The sequence below is a fragment of the Actinomadura sp. WMMA1423 genome (assembly GCF_006547145.1).
Classification (GTDB): domain Bacteria; phylum Actinomycetota; class Actinomycetes; order Streptosporangiales; family Streptosporangiaceae; genus Spirillospora.
Genome location: NZ_CP041244.1, coordinates 1,117,016 through 1,133,733 on the forward strand (window position 1 = coordinate 1,117,016; position 16,718 = coordinate 1,133,733).

At 72.8% G+C, this 16,718-nt stretch carries 14 protein-coding genes; 7 read left to right on the forward strand and 7 right to left on the reverse strand.

The features are described from left to right. The first annotated feature begins 59 nt into the window (after window positions 1–59). The 3 genes from FKD65_RS05525 (at window position 60) to FKD65_RS05535 (ending at window position 6,119) form a co-directional block, all read left to right on the forward strand. The gene (locus tag FKD65_RS05525) at window positions 60–4,292 is read left to right on the forward strand and encodes a HAMP domain-containing protein (RefSeq protein ID WP_240809979.1); all 4,233 of its coding nucleotides are present in this window, start codon (window positions 60–62) and stop codon (window positions 4,290–4,292) included. A 73-nt stretch (window positions 4,293–4,365) separates the two neighbouring features. Beyond that, on the forward strand, window positions 4,366–5,031 hold the full coding sequence (locus FKD65_RS05530; RefSeq protein ID WP_141576453.1) for a two-component system response regulator: 666 nt from the start codon (window positions 4,366–4,368) through the stop codon (window positions 5,029–5,031). Between the two features lie 95 nt (window positions 5,032–5,126). After that, a complete protein-coding gene (locus tag FKD65_RS05535; RefSeq protein WP_141576454.1) occupies window positions 5,127–6,119 on the forward strand; it encodes a sulfite exporter TauE/SafE family protein in 993 nt (330 codons plus the stop codon). Between the two features lie 15 nt (window positions 6,120–6,134). Here FKD65_RS05535 and gltX read toward each other — a convergent pair whose 3' ends face one another. Both gltX and FKD65_RS05545 read right to left on the reverse strand, forming a co-directional pair. After that, complete coding sequence (gltX, locus tag FKD65_RS05540) at window positions 6,135–7,535, reverse strand: glutamate--tRNA ligase (RefSeq protein ID WP_141576455.1); 1,401 nt, start codon at window positions 7,533–7,535, stop codon at window positions 6,135–6,137. Between the two features lie 61 nt (window positions 7,536–7,596). Beyond that, the gene (locus FKD65_RS05545; protein WP_141576456.1) at window positions 7,597–8,175 is read right to left on the reverse strand and encodes a TIGR03086 family metal-binding protein; all 579 of its coding nucleotides are present in this window, start codon (window positions 8,173–8,175) and stop codon (window positions 7,597–7,599) included. Between the two features lie 97 nt (window positions 8,176–8,272). On the opposite strand from FKD65_RS05545, the gene FKD65_RS05550 reads away from it, so the two are divergent. Further along, window positions 8,273–9,130, forward strand: coding sequence for an AraC family transcriptional regulator (locus tag FKD65_RS05550; protein WP_205718553.1), 858 nt, complete (start codon window positions 8,273–8,275; stop codon window positions 9,128–9,130). Then, complete coding sequence (locus tag FKD65_RS05555) at window positions 9,127–9,765, forward strand: CoA pyrophosphatase (RefSeq protein WP_141576457.1); 639 nt, start codon at window positions 9,127–9,129, stop codon at window positions 9,763–9,765. The genes FKD65_RS05550 and FKD65_RS05555 overlap by 4 nt, the downstream gene beginning before the upstream one ends. Window positions 9,766–9,768: 3 nt before the next feature. Here the strand turns inward: FKD65_RS05555 and FKD65_RS05560 are convergent, their stop codons facing one another. The 3 genes from FKD65_RS05560 to FKD65_RS05570 form a co-directional block, all read right to left on the reverse strand. Beyond that, entirely contained in the window at window positions 9,769–10,530 is a 762-nt protein-coding gene (locus FKD65_RS05560) for an SDR family NAD(P)-dependent oxidoreductase (RefSeq protein WP_141576458.1), read from the reverse strand. 83 nt (window positions 10,531–10,613) lie between these two features. Continuing rightward, the gene (locus FKD65_RS05565) at window positions 10,614–11,624 is read right to left on the reverse strand and encodes a methyltransferase (RefSeq protein WP_141576459.1); all 1,011 of its coding nucleotides are present in this window, start codon (window positions 11,622–11,624) and stop codon (window positions 10,614–10,616) included. Window positions 11,625–11,715: 91 nt separating this feature from the next. Beyond that, window positions 11,716–12,216, reverse strand: coding sequence for an HAD domain-containing protein (locus tag FKD65_RS05570; protein ID WP_141576460.1), 501 nt, complete (start codon window positions 12,214–12,216; stop codon window positions 11,716–11,718). Window positions 12,217–12,305: 89 nt separating this feature from the next. Here FKD65_RS05570 and FKD65_RS05575 point away from each other — a divergent pair, with 89 nt between their 5' ends. Both FKD65_RS05575 and FKD65_RS05580 read left to right on the forward strand, forming a co-directional pair. Continuing rightward, on the forward strand, window positions 12,306–13,160 hold the full coding sequence (locus FKD65_RS05575; RefSeq protein WP_141576461.1) for a class II glutamine amidotransferase: 855 nt from the start codon (window positions 12,306–12,308) through the stop codon (window positions 13,158–13,160). 57 nt (window positions 13,161–13,217) lie between these two features. After that, on the forward strand, window positions 13,218–14,030 hold the full coding sequence (locus FKD65_RS05580) for a PIG-L family deacetylase (protein ID WP_205718554.1): 813 nt from the start codon (window positions 13,218–13,220) through the stop codon (window positions 14,028–14,030). A 56-nt stretch (window positions 14,031–14,086) separates the two neighbouring features. Here the strand turns inward: FKD65_RS05580 and FKD65_RS05585 are convergent, their stop codons facing one another. Further along, the gene (locus FKD65_RS05585; RefSeq protein WP_141576462.1) at window positions 14,087–15,229 is read right to left on the reverse strand and encodes a hypothetical protein; all 1,143 of its coding nucleotides are present in this window, start codon (window positions 15,227–15,229) and stop codon (window positions 14,087–14,089) included. Continuing rightward, window positions 15,226–16,668: a hypothetical protein gene (locus tag FKD65_RS05590; protein WP_141576463.1), complete on the reverse strand. Its 1,443-nt coding sequence runs from the start codon at window positions 16,666–16,668 to the stop codon at window positions 15,226–15,228. The genes FKD65_RS05585 and FKD65_RS05590 overlap by 4 nt, the downstream gene beginning before the upstream one ends. Window positions 16,669–16,718 lie beyond the last annotated feature (50 nt).

Below are 16,718 nucleotides of genomic sequence, written 5' to 3' on the forward strand. Positions count from 1 at the left end.
AGGCAGGAGTCCGTGGTATCCGGATAACCGATGAATCGCGGGCCAGGAGGATGAAGAGCATGCCGCGTACCGCGTCACGTGCCCGCCCCGGAGGCGGGTACCGCGACACCACCCCGCGTTACAGCGACGCGGACCTCGAACCGCTCCTGAAGGCGCTGGTCGCCGTGCGGGACGGCAAGGCGAAGTCGGAGCTGGACGTGCCTGGCGAGGGCGCCGTGGCGGAGGCCGCGGCCATCCTGGAGGAGATCCGGGAGAACGGCATGGAGCTGGCCTCGGGACTGAGCCGCGTCCGGAGGGAGATCGGCCGGGAGGGGCAGCTGCGGGGGCGCCTGACGCCGGGGACGCTGCGGGGCACGTGGGCCGGCGCGGTGGAGGACTCCAACGCGATCATCGACAAGCTCACCGACCTCGCCACCGGGATGAGCCAGGTGGTGGAGGCGGTCGCCGCCGGCGACCTGAGCCAGCGGGTGGAGCTGCGGGTGCGCGGCAGGCCCATGCGCGGGGAGCTGCTGCGCATGGCCAAGTCGGTCAACGGCATGGTCGAGCTGCTCGACCAGTTCACCTGGGAGGTCACCCAGTTCGCCCGCGAGGTCGGCACCGAGGGCCGGCTCGGCGGGCAGGCGCCGGCGCGCGGCATGACCGGCCGCTGGCGGGACGTGACCGCGTCGGTGAACGTCATGGCCTCCCGGCTGACCTCCCAGGTCCGCGACATCGCCGAGGTCACCACGGCGGTGGCCCGGGGCGACCTGACCCGCAAGGTCACGGTCGAGGCGACCGGTGAGCTGCAGGAGCTGAAGCTCACCGTGAACACGATGGTCGACCAGCTGTCGGCGTTCGCCGGCGAGGTCACCCGCGTCGCCCGCGAGGTCGGCACGGAGGGGCAGCTGGGCGGCCAGGCGAACGTGCCGGGCGTCAGCGGCGTCTGGAAGAACCTGACCGACAACGTCAACGCGATGGCGAACAACCTGACCTACCAGGTCCGCAACATCGCCCAGGTCACCACCGCCGTCGCCGAGGGCGACCTCGGCAAGAAGATCACGGTCGACGCGCAGGGCGAGATCCTCCAGCTCAAGAACACCGTGAACACGATGGTCGACACCCTCTCGGCATTCGCCGACGAGGTCACCCGCGTCGCCCGCGAGGTCGGCACCGAGGGCCGCCTCGGCGGCCAGGCCCGGGTGCCCGGCGTGAGCGGCGTGTGGAAGGACCTGACCAACAACGTCAACGGCATGGCGTCCAACCTGACCTACCAGGTCCGCAACATCGCCCAGGTCACCACCGCCGTCGCCGAGGGCGACCTCGGCAAGAAGATCACGGTCGACGCGCAGGGCGAGATCCTGGAGCTCAAGGACACCGTGAACGCGATGGTCGACACCCTGTCGGCGTTCGCGTCGGAGGTGACGCGCGTCGCGCGGGAGGTCGGCACGGAGGGGCGGCTCGGGGGCCAGGCGATCGTGCCCGGCGCGGGCGGGGTCTGGCTCGACCTGACCGACAACGTCAACTCGATGGCGAACAACCTCACCAACCAGGTGCGCGGGATCGCGCAGGTCACCACGGCGGTGGCGCAGGGCGACCTGACCCGCAAGATCGAGGTCGACGCGCAGGGCGAGATCCTCCAGCTGAAGACCACCCTCAACACGATGGTCGACACGCTGTCGGCGTTCGCCGACGAGGTCAGCCGGGTCGCCCGCGAGGTGGGCACCGAGGGCCGCCTCGGCGGCCAGGCCCGGGTGCCGGGCGCGGGCGGCATGTGGAAGGACCTGACCGACAACGTCAACGGCATGGCGTCCAACCTGACCTATCAGGTCCGCAACATCGCCCAGGTCGCGACCGCGGTCGCGCACGGCGACCTGACCCGGCGCATCGACGTGGACGCCCAGGGCGAGATCCTCGAACTGAAGACGACGCTGAACACCATGGTGGACACGCTGTCGTCGTTCGCCTCCGAGGTCACCCGCGTGGCGCGGGAGGTCGGCATCGAGGGCCGCCTCGGCGGCCAGGCCGAGGTCGAGGGCGTCTCGGGCACCTGGAAGCGGCTCACCGAGAGCGTCAACGAGCTGGCCGGCAACCTGACCACCCAGGTCCGCGCGATCGGTGAGGTCGCGAGCGCGGTCGCCACCGGCGACCTGACCCGCACGATCACGGTGGAGGCGCGCGGCGAGGTCGCCGAGCTGAGCGACAACGTCAACCTGATGGTCGCGACGCTGCGCGAGACGACCCGCGCCAACGAGGAGCAGGACTGGCTCAAGACCAACCTGGCCCGGATCGGCGGGCTCATGCAGGGCCACCGCGACCTCCAGCAGGTCGCCGACCTGATCATGCGTGAGCTGACGCCGACCGCGAGCGCCCAGTACGGCGCGTTCTACCTGGCCGAGAGCTCGGGCGAGGAGGCCGAGCTCGTGCTGATCGCCGGATACGGGACGCGGCGGCACCGCGGCGGCGCCGTCCGGTTCGGGCTGGGCGAGGGCCTCGTCGGGCAGGCGGCGCAGGAGCGCCGGCCGCTGCTGATCGCCGACGCCCCCGCCGACTACGTCAAGATCGGGTCGGGGCTCGGCGAGGCGTCCCCGGTCAACATCATCGTGCTGCCGATCGTGTTCGAGGACGAGGTGCTCGGCGCGATCGAGCTGGCCTCGTTCGGCCGGTTCACCGACGTCCACCTGGCGTTCTTCAGCCAGCTGATCGAGACGATCGGGGTCACGCTCAACGCGATCCGCGCCAACACCCGCACCGAGGCGCTGCTCGGCGAGTCGCAGCGGCTCGCGCAGGAGCTCCAGGAGCGCTCCGACGAGCTGCAGCGCCAGCAGGGCGAGCTGCGGCACTCCAACACCGAGCTGGAGGAGAAGGCGGCGCTGCTGGCCCAGCAGAACCGCGCGATCGAGATCCAGAACTTCCAGATCGAGCAGGCCAGGCGGACCCTGGAGGAGCGCGCCGAGCAGCTGGCGATCTCCTCGCGGTACAAGTCGGAGTTCCTGGCGAACATGTCGCACGAGCTGCGCACGCCGCTGAACAGCCTGCTGGTGCTGGCCAAGCTGCTGTCGGAGAACCAGGACGGCAACCTCACCGACAAGCAGGTGGAGTTCGCCCGGACGATCCACGATTCGGGCACCGACCTCCTGGAGCTGATCAACGACATCCTCGACCTGGCCAAGGTCGAGGCCGGGAAGATGGAGGCCCACCCGCAGAGGCTGTCGGTGTCGGCGCTCGTCGACTACGTGGACGCCACGTTCCGGCCCCTCTCGGTCGACAAGGGCCTCCAGTTCGGGGTGGAGGTCACGCCCGACGTCCCGGCCGCCCTGAACACCGACGAGCAGCGGCTGCAGCAGGTCCTGCGGAACCTGCTGTCGAACGCGGTGAAGTTCACCGCCGAGGGCGAGGTGCGGCTGCTGATCGAGCGGGCCGGCGACATCGACTTCACGCTGCCCGCGCTGTGGAACACCCCCGACGTGATCGCGTTCCGGGTGATCGACACCGGGATCGGGGTCAGCGCCGACAAGCTGCAGGAGATCTTCGAGCCGTTCCAGCAGGCCGACGGGACCACGAGCCGCCGCTACGGCGGCACCGGGCTCGGCCTGTCGATCAGCCGGAACATCGCGCGGCTGCTGGGCGGGGAGATCCACGCCGAGAGCCAGCCCGGCCGCGGCAGCGTGTTCACGCTCTACCTGCCCGCCCAGTACAGCGACCGCGACGACCGGCGCCGCGCGACGCTCCCGGACGAGGCGGTCGGGGGGGCGGACGCCGCGCCCGGACTGCCCGCCGGCGCCCCGCACGGCAACGGGGGGGCAGCCGCCGGGGAGGACGCGCTGCCGGCCGGGCGGCGCTCGCCCGGCGTGAAGCGCTCCGGCAAGTCCGACCAGGCGGTGAACGGGCTGCTGCAGGAGCCCCCCACCGACTTCCTCGACACGGTCCTGTCGGGCCGCAAGGTCCTGATCGTCGACGACGACGTGCGGAACGTGTTCGCGCTCACCAGCGTCCTGGAGGGCTACGGCATGGAGGTCCTCTACGCCGAGGACGGGCAGGCCGGGATCGACGTTCTGCACCGCAACCCGGACGTGGCGGTCGTCCTGATGGACATCATGATGCCCGGCCTGGACGGTTACGCCACCACGGCCGCGATCAGGGAGATGCCGCAGTTCGCCGAGTTGCCGATCATCGTCATCACGGCCAAGGTGATGAAGGAGGACCGGGAGAAGAGTCTCGCCTCGGGCGCGTCGGACTATGTGCCGAAGCCCGTGGACGTGGACCATCTCCTTGATGTCATGAGGAACTGGCTGCAGCCCTCCATCGTCCGCTGAGGAGAGGAGCCGGGCAGTAGGGTCGCCGCGGAGGCGCGGCGCTGGCGGGGACCGGGATCGGAGAGAGACGCGCGTGGACGACAAGGCCAAGATCCTGCTCGTGGACGACCGCGAGGAGAACCTGATCGCGCTGGAGGCCATCCTCAGCTCGCTCGATCAGGATCTGGTCCGGGCGCGGTCCGGTGAGGACGCGCTGAAGGCGCTGCTCACCGAGGAGTACGCGGTCATCCTGCTCGACGTCGTCATGCCGGGCATGGACGGGTTCGAGACGGCCCGCGACATCAAGCGCCGCAAGAAGACGCGCGACCTGCCGATCATCTTCCTCACTGCGGTGAACAGCGACCCGGACTACGCCTTCCGCGGCTACGCGGCGGGCGCGGTCGACTTCATCTCCAAGCCGTTCGACCCGTGGGTGCTGCGGGCCAAGGTCTCGGTGTTCGTGGAGCTGCACAACAAGAACAAGCAGCTCCGCGACCAGACGGCGCTCCTGCGCGAGCAGGCGGCCCTGCTGAGGGACCAGACCGCCCTGCTGAAGGCGCGGCCCGCGGAGGCGCCGGGGGAGGCGTCCGCCGACGGGTCCGTGGGTGAGCGCCTGGCCTCGGTGGAGGAGCAGGCGGAGGTGCTGGGCAAGCACGTCCCGTCCACGTTGCGCGACGAGTACGAGGAGCTCAGCCGCAGGATCGTCTCGCTCCGCGAGGCTCTCGACGGACAGGACCCCGCGGCGGGCCTCGCGGAGTGACCGCTTCCGGCACCGCGGGACAGCCGGGCGTATCCGGTCGGTGACGCTTCGCGGCGCCCGGGCGCGGGGATGCTCTCCCGGCGGAGGTGGTCCGCGTGGGCGTCGCCGCACTCTTCGTCGCCGGTGCCGGAACGGGTCTGCTCGCGGGCGGCACCACCTGCGCCGCCGTGCAGCTCGGGCTGCTCACGGGAGCCGTCAGCGGGGGGCGGGAGGCCGTCCGGCCGGTCGCGGCGTTCCTCGCGGCGAAGCTGGTCTCGCACGCGCTGCTGGGGGCCGTGCTCGGGCTGGCGGGGGCCGCGGTCCAGCCGGCTCCGCAGGTGCGCGGTGTCCTGCTCGCGGCGGCGGCGGGGGTCCTCGCCGTGTTCGCCCTCGATCTCCTGGGCTTCCGGCCCGCGCGGCGCCTCCTGCGACGCGGCCGGGCGTCAGAGCACTGCCAGGAGCCAAGGCGCCGCCCCGCGACGCGTGCCAGGCGCCCCGCCGTGCTCGGGGCGGCGACCGTGCTGCTGCCGTGCGGGCTGACCCTGTCGGCCGAACTGGTCGCCGTGACGTCGGGTTCGGCGACGGGCGGAGCGGCCGTCATGTCCGGGTTCGTGATCGGGACGGCGCCGCTGTTCGGGCTCATCGGCGTGACGGTCGGGCGCTCGCTGCAGGCGCTGCGGGGACGGCTCACGGCGCTGCTGGCGGTCGGTCTGCTCGCCGCGGCGGGCTGGACGCTGGTGTCGGGGCTGCGCCTCGGCGGGTGGCTCCCGGACGGCGGCGGGACGGCCTCGGCGGCGGACTCGGCGGCGGACTCGGCGCGGTTCGTCCGGACGGACGCGTCCGGAACCCAGATCGTGACCGTGTGGGCCCTGGACCGCGGCTACCGGCCCGCGCTGGTCACCGCCCGCGCCGGGGTGCGCACGGTCCTCGTGCTGAGGACGAGGGAGACGCGGGGCCACACGCGGGCGTTCACCGTCCCGAGCCTGGGCAAGGACGTGATCCTCCCCGTGACCGGCGAGACCCGGGTCGACCTCGGCACCCCGGGGCCGGGCCGGATGCGCTTCGTCTGCGCGTCCGGCCACTATCCCGGGGCGCTCACGTTCCGCTAGGCGGAGCCGGCGGGGCTACGCGCCGGCCTCCAGCCTGGCGCGGGCCGCGGCGATGCGGGCGAGGGTGCGCTCGCGGCCGAGGATCTCCAGCGACTCGAACAGCGGCAGCCCCACGGTGCGGCCGGTGACGGCGACGCGTACGGGGGCCTGGGTCTTGCCGAGCTTGAGCCCGTGCTCGGCGCCGACCCGCTCCAGCCGGTCCTTCAGCTCGGCGGCGTTCCACGGCGCGTCCTGGTAGGCGGCCTCGGCGGCGGCGAGGATCGCGGCGGCGGGCTCCTTCATCGCCTTGCTCCAGGACTGCTCGTCGGACGGCGGCTCGTCCAGGAAGGCAAAGTCGATCATCTGGACGATCTCCGACAGCAGCGCGACGCGGGTCTGCGCGAGGGGCGCCAGCTCGGCGAACACCGCGACGTCGACGTCGAAGGGCGCCTCCTGCAGGAACGGCAGGCACTCGGCGATGAACTTCTCCGGCGGCAGCGCCCGGATGTACTCGCCGTTGATCGCGCGGAGCTTCTTGACGTCGAAGAACGCGGGCGAGGTGTTGACGTCCTCGATGCGGAACTCCTCGACGATCGCGTTCCACGGGACGATCTCGCGGTCGTCGGACGGCGCCCAGCCGAGGAGCATCAGGTAGTTGCGCATGGCCTCGGCGAGGTAGCCCTCGGCGCGGTAGTCCTCCAGGGCGACCTTGTCGCGGCGCTTGGACAGCTTCTGCCGCTTCTCGTTCACGATGACGGGCACGTGCGCCCAGACCGGCGGCTCCTCGCCGAGCGCCTCCCACAGCAGCTGCTGCTTGGGCGCGTTGGACAGGTGCTCCTCGCCGCGCACCACGTGGGTGATGCCCTGGCTGATGTCGTCGACCGCGTTGGCCAGCAGGAACGTGACGGACCCGTCGGCGCGGGCGATGACGAAGTCCTCGAGGACGGCGTTCTCGAAGACGGGCTTGCCGCGCAGCAGGTCGACGACGGTGGTCTGGCCCTCGTCCGGGGTGCGGAAGCGCAGGGCGCGGCCGGGGCCGGCCTCCAGGCCGCGGTCGCGGCAGAAGCCGTCGTAGCCCTTGTGCTGGTCGCCGGTCCGGGCGACCACGGCCTCGCGGGAGCAGTCGCAGTAGTAGGCGCGGCCGGCGTCCTTCAGCGTGTGGACGGCCCCGGCGTGCCTGTCGGCGTTGGCGGACTGGAAGTAGGGGCCCTCGTACTGCCCGCCGTCCATCCCGAGCCATGCCAGGGCGCGGATGATGCCCTCGGTCCATTCGGGGCTGTTGCGGGAGGCGTCGGTGTCCTCGATCCGGAGCACGAGCGTGCCGCCCGACTGCGCGGCCATCACCCAGTTGAACAGCGCCGAGCGGGCGCCGCCGACATGGAACATGCCGGTCGGAGACGGGGCGAAACGTACGCGGATCGAAGAGGTCGAAGACATGCCTACCAGCGTAGAGCGCGCGGGGCCCCGCTCGTGCCGGGACCCGCGCGCGGACCGCTTTTCAGGGCTTCCAGTGCGGGTCGCGGCCGGACAGCCCGACGACGCGGTCGAGCAGCGGCGCGTCCTCCGGGACGGGGACCTCGGGGCCGAGCGCGCCGTACTTGCGGCTGATCTCGGCCGTGGCGGCGAGCTGCTCCCAGGCGGCCTCCATCACCGCAGGCGGGAAGGACGGTTCGCGGCCGGTCGCGACGGCGAGGTCCCAGCCGTGCAGGACGCACTCGCCGAACACGATCCCGGCGATGAACCCGGCGGGCATTCCCTCCTTGCTGCCGGTCAAGCTGGTGTTGCCCTCCCAGGCGGCCGGGTCCTGCCAGGCCTCGGCGGTCCGGCGCGCCTGCTCCGCGAAGCGCTCGGCCCAGCCGGGCTCGGCGGTGAAGTCGTGGTCCTCCCCCGGACCGGCGGGCGGCAGCCTGCGGGCCGCCGTCTCGCCCCTCGCGTTCCAGAGGATCAGGTGGTTGAGCAGGGCACGCACGTCCCAGTCCGGGCAGGGGGTGGGCGCGTCCAGCTCCCCCGCCGGGATCTCGAGGACGATCCGCGCCGCGGCCTGCGCGGCGGGCATCATCCCGTTCCGGATATCCATGATCTCTTCCTCGCTCATCCGTTCGAACACGAGTGCACGCTAGAACGGGCCCGCGGCGCGGGTCTTGAAGAAACGCGACACCGTCTAGCCTGAGCCGGTGGAACGATCCCTACCCGGCGGAACGCGGGGCATCCTGCATGCCCGGACGGGGCTGGAGCGCTTCTCGATCGAGCGGCGCGAACCGCCCGCAGCGCTCGCGCCCTTCGTCGCCGACTTCTGGGTGCTGCGCTGGGACCTGCGAGGGCGGCCACCGCACCGCCAGCGGGTCCTCACGCGCCCCTCCGTCCACATGACGTTCACCAGCTACCTGAGTGCCGGGACGACGCGGGCCCGGATCGCGGGCGTGGTGCGTGACGACTTCGTCGAGGAACTGCACGGCGAGGGGCGCGCGGTGGGTGCCGCCTTCCGGCCGGGCGGGTTCAGGCCGTTCACGGACGCGCCGGTGTCCACTCTGACGGGCCGGTTCGCGGGAGTGGACGAGGTCTTCGGCGAGGAGGGCCTGACGCTCGCCGAGGAGGTCTTCGCGACCGCCGACGCGGACGAGGCGGTCGGGCGGCTCGCGGAGTTCCTGACCGGCCGGGGCCCCGAGGCCGACGCGTCCGCCGAGAGGGCCGCGGCGATCGTCGAGCGGATCGCGGCCTGGCCGGGCCTGGTGCGGGTGGACGAGCTGGCCCGGGAGGTCGGGCTGAGCCCGCGCGGCCTGCAACGGCTGTTCCACGAGTACGTGGGCGTCGGCCCCAAGTGGGTGATCCGGAGGTTCCGCATGCAGGAGGCGGCGGAGCGGGCCGCTGCCGGTTCGGGGGTCGACTGGGCGGAGCTGGCGGCCGAGCTGGGCTACGCCGACCAGGCGCATTTCACCCGCGACTTCACCGCGGCCGTGGGCACCTCGCCCGGACGTTACGCGCGGGAGGCGGGCCGGGAGGCGGAACCGGGGCCTGGCAGTATCGACGCATGAGCGTCCCCTCCCCCGACCCGTTCGACGACCTCGCCGCGTTCCGGGCGCTCGCCGCCGAACGGCTCGGGTCGTTCGAGCACACGACCGTCCCGGAATCGCCGGGCCTGCGCCGTGCCGGGGTGGTGCTGTGCGCCGTCGAGCACGAGGGCGCCCCGTCGGTGATCGTCATCAAGCGCGCCTTCCGGGGGCGCAACGCGGGCCAGTGGGCGCTGCCGGGCGGCCGCCTGGAGGACGGCGAGACCGTCGAGCAGGCGGCCCTGCGCGAGCTGCGCGAGGAGATCGGCCTGACCGCGGGGCCGGCCGACGTCCTCGGCCGGCTCGACGACTTCCCCGCGGCCTCCGGCTTCGCGATCACGCCGGTCGTGGTGGTGCTGGAGGACCCGGGGCCGCTCGCGCCGAGCCCGGACGAGGTCCACTCGGTCCACCACACCAGCATGCGCAGGCTCGCCTCCGACGACACCCCGCTGTGGGTCCCGCAGCCGGACGGCGGGCACCTGCTGCAGATGTGGCTCGGCCCGCAGTGGCGCGTCCACGCCCCGACCGGCGCGATGCTGTGGCAGTTCCGCGAGGTGGTGCTGCTCGGGCGGCCGGTCAGGGTCGCCGACTTCCTCCAGCCCGACTGGACGCGCCACTGAGCGTCAGAACGTCCCGCCGTCCACGACGACGCGCTGACCGGTCACGTAGGACGCGGCGTCCGAGACGAGGAACCGGACCACGTCGGCGACCTCCTCCGGCGTGCACACATGGCCGTAGGGGGACGCGGCGTCCTGCTGCCGGATGTCCTCGATCCCGGCCGTGGCGCGGACCAGCCGGCGCCCCATCTCGGTGTCCACCAGGCCTGGGGCGACGACGTTGACGTGCATGCCGTGGCCGCGCTCCTCCTTGGCGATCACCTGGGCGAGCGCCTCCATCGCCGCCTTGCCCATCGCGTAGGGGCCGCCGAACGCCGGCATCAGGTCGGTGACGACGCTCGACACGAAGACCAGGTCGCTGCGCCCGGCGCGCCGCATGAGCGGGATCAGCGCCTGGCTGAGGTGGTGCGGGCCGAACGCGTGCACGCGCATGAGCCGTTCCAACTCGGCGGGATCGGTGTCGGCGACGCTGCGGCCCCGGCTGGCTATCCCGGCGCTGTGGACGAGGATGTCCAGCCCGCCCAGCTCCGCCTCCACCTGCGCGGCCAGCGAACGGCACTGGTCGAGGTCGTCGACCGAGGCGCGGAACGCCCGGCCGCGCGCCCCCGCCGCCTCGATGTCGGCGACGGTCTTGCGGGCGGCCTCGTCGTCGCGCCGGTAGGCGACGGCGACCCGGGCGCCGTCGGCGGCGAGGGCCAGGGCGATGGCCCGGCCGATCCCCCGGCTTCCACCGGTGACCAGGGCCGTACGGCCGTCGAGAGAACTCACGGGGCACTCCTTCGTCGGGCTGCTTGCGGCGGTCCCATCCTGCACGGCCGCCCGGCCCCGACGTAAGCGGACCCTGACGGAGGCTAGCCCGCGATCCGCGCCTCGATGACGTGGTAGGCCGTCTGGCCGAGCGGTCCGGTCAGCGAGACCGCCGTGAGCCCGGCGGCGTCGAGCAGCTCCCGGAACTCGGCCTCGGTGCGCTCCCGCCCGCCGGTCGCCACGAGCATGTTGAGGTCGTTGCGGACGATGCCCGCCGAGCCCGGCGCGACCATCTCCGGCATGACCTGCTCCAGGACGAGGACCCGGGCGTCCGGTCCCATCGCCGCCCGGCAGCTCCGCAGGATCGCGGCGGCCTTGTCGTCGGGCCAGTCGTGGAGCACGCTCTTGAGCACGTAGGCGTCCGCGCCCTCGGGGACGGCCTCGAAGAAGTCGCCCGGCACGATCTCGGTCCGTTCGGTGACGCCGTCCAGGGCGCCGGACGCGTCGGCCAGCCCGGCGGGCAGGTCGAACAGGACGCCGCTCAGGCCGGGATGGGCGCGCAGGATCGCGGCGAGCAGCGTGCCGTCGCCGCCGCCGAGGTCCGCGACCTTTCCGTAGCGGCCGAAGTCGTGCGCCTCGATGACCGCAGGTGCCACGTCGCGGGTGTGCTCGGCCATCGCCCTGTTGAACGTCTCCGACAGCTCGCCGTCCGAGGCGAAGTACTCGAACGGCGTCCTGCCGGTCACCCGCTCCCAGGCGTACTCCCCCGTGCGCACCGTCTCGGCCATGTCGCCCCACGTCCGCCACACGTCACGGCCGCAGAAGAGCCTGATCAGCGAGCGGATCGAGTCGGGGGCGTCCGCGCGCAGCCGCCGCCCCTCCGCCGTGAGCGCGAACAGGTCGGGCTCCTTCTGGTCCACGACGCCGATCCCGGCGAGGCCGCGCAGCAGCCGGTGCAGGGACGGCGCGTGTGCGCCGATCGCCTCCGCCAGCTCGGCGCTCGATCTCGGCCCGTCGCCCTCGAAGGCGTCCGCCACCCCCAGCTCGGCGGCCACGTGGAGGATCTGCGCCGGCATGAATCCGAAGGCCACGTCCATCAGCGGTGATCTAGGCATTATCGGCTCCCTTCTTCGCCTCCCCGACGCTAGGAGGACCACGGAAGGAGCGTCTTGGACGAATGGAACCTCTGGGGAGCCGGAGCCGTGCTCAGCCGGAGCGGGCGCGCAGCCAGGCGGCCGCGATCTCGATGTGGTCGTCGGTCAGGCCGGTGAGCGGATCGACCTCCACGAGGAGGTGGTCGGCGACGTCCGGCTCCCCGGCGATGCACTCGGTGGCATCCGGTTCGTCCTCGAACCAGACGAAGGGCCGGTCCTTCGCCCACGCCGCCACGTGCCGGGCCTTCCAGGCGCCCAGCGTGCCTCCGTCCGCCGCGCCGGGGAACTGCGGTATCGGCACGAACGGCAGCTCCGGCAGCCCGATGCGGGGGGCGATCCAGTCGTTGGCGTTGTCGCCCCAGTAGCTCGCCCAGGCCAGTTCGGCGCCGGTGGACTCGGCCAGGTCGAGCAGCGTCGGCCCGTGCCCGGGATAGAGCCACAGCCTGTACGTGATCCCGTTCGGCGAGCACCTGTGCCGCCGGAAGCCGCGGTGCGGCCGCTCGAACGGGTTGAGCACCCCGTCGACGTCCAGGAGAACCACCGGCGACCCCATATCTGGACCGTACGGCATTCGGGGCCGCCCGTCGAAGGCCTTTTACCGTGCCGGGTCTTAGGGAGCCGCCGGGCGGGCATCGTCCCTGCATGTGCCGCCTGTTCGGGATGACCACGGGAGGACCGCGCGTCCGCGCCACCTTCTGGCTGCTGGACGCTCCGGACAGCCTTCGCTCCCAGAGCCGCCGCATGCCCGACGGGACGGGCCTCGGCTGGTTCTCGCTGGGCGGGGAGCCCGTCCGCGACCGCGCGCCCGTCGCCGCGTTCCGGGACGCCGACTTCAACTCCGAGGCCCGGCACGTCGTGTCGCACACCTTCCTCTCCCACGTCCGGTACGCCTCGACGGGCGCTCCCGACGTCCACAACTCCCACCCTTTCGTCATGGACGACCGGCTGTTCGCCCACAACGGGGTGGTGCGGGGCACCGACGTCCTCGACTCGTGGCTCACGGACGTGGACCGGGCGCCGGTCCGGGGGCAGACCGACTCCGAGCTCGTTTTCGCCTACATCACGGCGGAGATCCGGCGGCGCGGCGACACCGCGAGCGGGCTGATCGCGGCGGTCCGGCGCATCGCCGCCGAGTTGCCGATCTTCGCGCTGAACCTCCTGCTGGCCGAGCCGGGGCGGGTGTGGGCGCTGCGCTATCCCGACACCCACGAACTGTGGGTGACCACGCCGCACCTGACCGAGCCGGACGAGGAGCGCCACCTCGGCGCGGGCCGCGAGCAGGGCACGGTGAGGGTGGCCAGGCACCGGGAGGCCACGCCGGCGTGCGTCCTCGCCAGCGAGCGCCTGGACGACGACCCCGGCTGGCGGCTCCTCGACCCCGGCGAGCTGCTCCTGGTGGACGGCCTGGAGGCGTCCTCGGTGTTCCCCTTCGACGCGCCCGCGCACCCGCTGACGGTCGCCGACCTGTCGGGGGCCGAGTCCACCTCGCAGACCTGATCGGTTGTCACCCCCGGGACGTAGAGTGGGCGGCCGAACCTGCCGAGGAGTCCCGAAGTGACGCGAGAACTGACGCTCATGGCCGTCCACGCCCACCCCGACGACGAGGTGCTGGGCACCGGCGGCCTGCTCGCCCGCAGCGCGGCCGAGGGCGTCCGCACGGTCCTGGTCACCTGCACCAACGGCGAGCAGGGCGACGACTCCGGCGGCGTCAAGCCCGGCGAGCCCGGCCACGACGCCGAGGAGGTGGCCCGGCGCCGCCTCGCCGAGCTCCGGAGGTCGGCCTCCCTGCTCGACATCGGCCACCTGGAGCTGCTCGGCTACCGCGACTCCGGCATGGAGGGCTGGTCGACCAACGACGACCCCGCCGCGTTCGCCAACGTCCCGCTGGAGCGGTCGGCCGGGCGGCTCGCCGCGCTGATGGAGCGCTACCGGCCGCAGGTGGTCGTCACCTACGACGAGAACGGCGGCTACGGCCACCCCGACCACATCCGGGCCCACCGGATCGCGCTCGCCGCCGCCGAGCAGACCGGCATTCCCGACAAGCTCTACTACACGGCCATTCCACGGTCGGGCATCCAGCAGATGTTCGAGGCGGTCCGGGCCGCGGGCGTCGACCTCGGCTTCGACCCGCCCGAGGACTTCGGCACCCCCGACGAGCTGATCACCACCGCGCTGGACGTCTCCGCCCACTTCGAGGCCAAGCGCGACGCGCTGCTGGCGCACGCCAGCCAGGGCGAGAACATCTTCCTGCTCAAGCTGCCCGAGGAGATACAGAAGGCGGCGTTCTCGTCGGAGACGTTCATCCGCCACCACAGCCGGGTGGAGGCGCCGGCCCGGGAGGACGACCTGTTCGCGGGCCTCAGGTAGCGCGGGCCTCAGGTAGCGCGGGCCTCAGGTAGCGCGGGCCTCAGGTAGCGCGGGCCTCAGGTAGCGCGGCGCTGCGCCCGGAAGTGGTCGAGGACGTCCTGCCGCAGCAGGTACCCGAACCCGGCCCTTTCGAGGCGCAGCGCCAGGCCCGCCCTGTCGGCGCCGAGCGCGGCGGCGGCCGCGCCCAGCCGCCAGTCGTGCTCGGCCAGGCGCCTGAGCAGGTACCCGCGCCTGACCTGCGCCTCCGAGAGGCGGAACGTCTTGAGGTAGGCGACCCGGCCGTCCCCGCCGGTGATGACCTCGCCGATGTGGTTCTCCCTGCCCAGCCCGAACGACGGCAGGAACCGCGTCAGCTCGAACCCGTGCAGCGACTGCACCGCCTGGCGCGAGCCGTCCTCGTCGAAGAGCCCGCCGGCCATCACCTCGTCGTGGAAGGCGGCCCACTCCGCCTCGCGCATCTCCGCCGCGACGCGCAGGTCGGCCAGCGTCCTGATCCCGGCGGGGTCGATCGGCGCGGTCAGGTCGCCCGCGGGCGCGCCGAGGAGGCCGTACATGTAGACGAGCTCGCCGAAGAGGTCCTCGACCAGCGTCGGGTGCAGCGCCCGGTAGTCGTCCGGATGCGGCACGACGAACGCGCTCGCCAAGGCGTCGGCGACGTACACCAGCACGCCGCACTGCCCGGGGTGGATCTCGAAGATCCGCAGCGCGTCCTCCAGGCCGTGCACCCGCCGCCCGAGGTAGGTCTCCTCGCAGCGCGGCGAGAGCCCGTGCGCGACCGCCCTGCGCGACCACTCCTCCCAGGCGATCTCCGGGCCGCCGAAGTGCAACGCCAGGTAGCCCTCGACGGCCAGGTGCAGCGGGAGGAAGCGGAGCCGGTCCTTGCCCGCCTTCCTGGCCATCCGCCGCGTGAACCGCACGGGCATGCGGGGCGGGGCGGCCCGGGTGTCGCGCTCCAGGAGGCGGGTCCCGTACGAGGCCGCCTGCGTCTGGTCGCCGTCGCTCCAGGTCGCGACGAAGGCGTGGGGGACGAACGAGACGTAGGCGGCGTCGCCGACGTCCACGACCGTCACCGGCTCCTCGAACACCTTCCGGTGCAGCCGCAGGTGGGGCACGGGCTCGTCCCGGACGAGCGGGACGAGCCTGATCGAGCCCCACACCTGCGCGGGCCTCGTCTCCAGCCCGTCCAGCGTGAAGGTCATGCGCGCTCTCCCAGGAAGCGGGCGGTCCGGTCGGCGAGGTGCGCCCGCAGCTTCGGCAGGCCGACCCGCCCCTCGGCGAACCGGGCCAGCTCGACCAGTGTCGGCAGGTCCTCGGCGTCGCGGACGCCCGCGGTCGGCACGCCCGGAGCCAGCCGCCGCACGTCGAAGTCGTCGGCGTCGTACACCGGGTTCAGGTGCACGATCATGACCCGCTGCCCCGGGGCGCGGCGGTGCCCGGGGTCCAGGCGCGTCCGCCAGACGCGCAGGACGTCGGCGGCCAGCCCCGGCGGCGCGTTGTCCCAGCCGTCGGAGACGATGAGGAGCCGCTCGGGCGCCGTCTCCAGCGCGTCGATGATCCGGTGGCCGAGCGGCGTCGGACCGGACGGGTACGCCAGCAGCTCGTCGGTGCGTCCCGACGTCCACAGCGGCGTGTACTCCTTCGCGAGCGCCTCCAGCAGGTAATGCGCGGCGAGCGCGACCGCCAGGGGGCGCCTGCGCTTCTCCCCCGAGCCCAGCGAGGAGTAGCTGTCGTCCAGCACGGCCGTGACACGCCCCCACGAGCCGCGCGCGGCTCCCGCGACGCGCCGCGCGGCGGTGCGCAGGGCCTGTGACAGCTCGGCCCGCCGCCCGGACCGCTCGTCCAGCGGGAGCGCCAGCACGTACGACGCGAGGCGCGTCAGCGGCATCTCGCCCAGGTCGGCCCCGACGGCCTCGACCTTCGCCTCCCGCGCGCGCTCCTGCAGGCGCAGCCGCTCCAGCCGCGTCAGCCTGTGCTGGATCCGCTCCAGGAACACCTCGCGCGGGATCTTGTGCTTGGCGGCGAACCCCTCCGCGACCGTGTACGGAAGCTCGTAGATCGCGGCCTGCTCGTAGTGCGCCCGCCGCCACTGCTCGTAGAGGGGCGTCCTGAACGCCTTGACGCCGGACGGCGCGAACAGGAAAGCGGGCTGCTCCCCGTGCAGCCGCAGATGCGCGTGGCGCACCGCGTCCTTCACCGCCGTCCGGTACTTGACGGAGTCGAACGCCGGGTCGCGGCGCCCGGCCATCCAGTCGCGGATGATGGCGCGCGTCCGCCGGTTGTTCACGCCGAGCCGCCGCAGGTCGCGGAAGAGCCGGTACACCCGCTGCGGCGGGAGACGCTCCAGCCGCCGCGCGATCAGCCGCCCCTCCTCCCGCCGCCGCTCGACCCCCACCGCGCCCGCGCGCACCAGCAGGTTGCGGATGATGATCGCCGCGTTGTGGTCGTTGACGTCGAGCGCGAGCACCGCCGCGTACATGTCGCGGTAGTTCTCCAGCATGTACTCGTGCAGGAACTCCAGGCTGAGCCGCTGCTCCCCGGAACCGTGGTGGAACTCCCGCTGCCCGGTGGAGGTGACCGCCGCGTTCACGAACATCAGCACGTCCTCGCACGCGACGAGGTCGGCGAACGTCTCGCTCATCACTCCCCCGGTCCGTCAAAGGCGCCGGCCGGGGAATGGGGGCACGAGCA